Annotated in this window: 2 pseudogenes; both read left to right on the top strand. The window is 38.1% G+C overall.

Features of this window, described 5'->3' with window-relative positions:
• Nucleotides 1-174: pseudogene (locus tag BCU91_RS20640) on the top strand (transposase); the annotation flags it as partial.
• 233 nt (nucleotides 175-407) lie between these two features.
• Nucleotides 408-935, top strand: a pseudogene (locus BCU91_RS19260) (ATP-binding cassette domain-containing protein); the annotation flags it as partial.
• Nucleotides 936-1,124 lie beyond the last annotated feature (189 nt).

The following is a 1,124-nucleotide window of genomic DNA, read 5'->3' on the forward strand; positions in this document are numbered from 1 at the left end:
ATCCTCAATAGGCTGAACATTCCCGCAGAGAATTGGCTTAAAATCACCACTGAGTTTGGCGCTTTATTCAAAGGTGCGGTGGGGGCGTTGCCTGCATTAACAGATTATTGTGAGCATTTAGACCTAAAACGACGACAAGGTGCAGCTAACTGTCAGCGCTGGTTGTGCGCTTAATACACCATTTCTTAATTTCAAATAAAAGCATTTTCCACTTGATAGATATCAAGCTTTTTTGCTGTGTTGAATTTAGTTTATGAGTTATTTTTGGTGATTAATGATGAAGTATTTAGTCCTTTGGCAGGAATAATCCCATCAGTAAATGAATGTTGGTGTTGGCAACTCAAAATGAAAGGCGTTATGTTATAACTTCAAAATAATGGGTGGCTTTGTAATTCACAGGCCCTTCTGGAGCGGGTAAATCTACCCTCTTCAAGCTTGTATTAGGTTTCTACACTCCGACGAGTGGTGTTATACAAATAGATAACCAAGACATTAGCAATCTACCAATATCTTTGTTTCGAAACTCAATAGGTGTCGTTATGCAGGATGACCACTTATTTTCTGGTACCATTCTAGATAATATTTCATTTTTCTCTGCAGATGCAGATGCAGATGCAGATTTGGAACTCGCAAAACATTGTGCAACACTCGCTTGCATTGATGAAGATATTAGCTGCATGGCATTGGGTTATGACAGCTTGATAGGTGATATGGGTTCAACTTTATCTGGTGGGCAGCAGCTAAGAATACTAATAGCGAGAGCCTTGTACAAAAAAACCAAAGTTCTTTTCTTAGATGAGGCGACTAGCCACTTAGACAACGACTTAGAGAAGAAGATTAATCAAAACATTAAACAGCTAGATATTACTCGTATTATGATTGCTCACAGAAGCGAGACTATTGCAGCAGCAGACAGAGTAATAAATATCCCATAACTAAAAATGAGGTTGTCGCTTTTTTGTGGCAACAGAGACTGTAACTAATTTTGTGTAACTGCTTATCAACACGTACTCTATAGAGAGTCAAGGATAGGCAGATACTCATGAACAAAAAAGATATTGAAGCTTTTGCTAAAGAAGCTGCTAAAAGCATTAAAACACCAGAAGACTTAAATCAATTCAGTC

It is taken from the genome of Shewanella sp. 10N.286.52.B9 (genome assembly GCF_002873635.1).
In the GTDB taxonomy this organism is placed as follows: Bacteria; Pseudomonadota; Gammaproteobacteria; order Enterobacterales; family Shewanellaceae; genus Shewanella.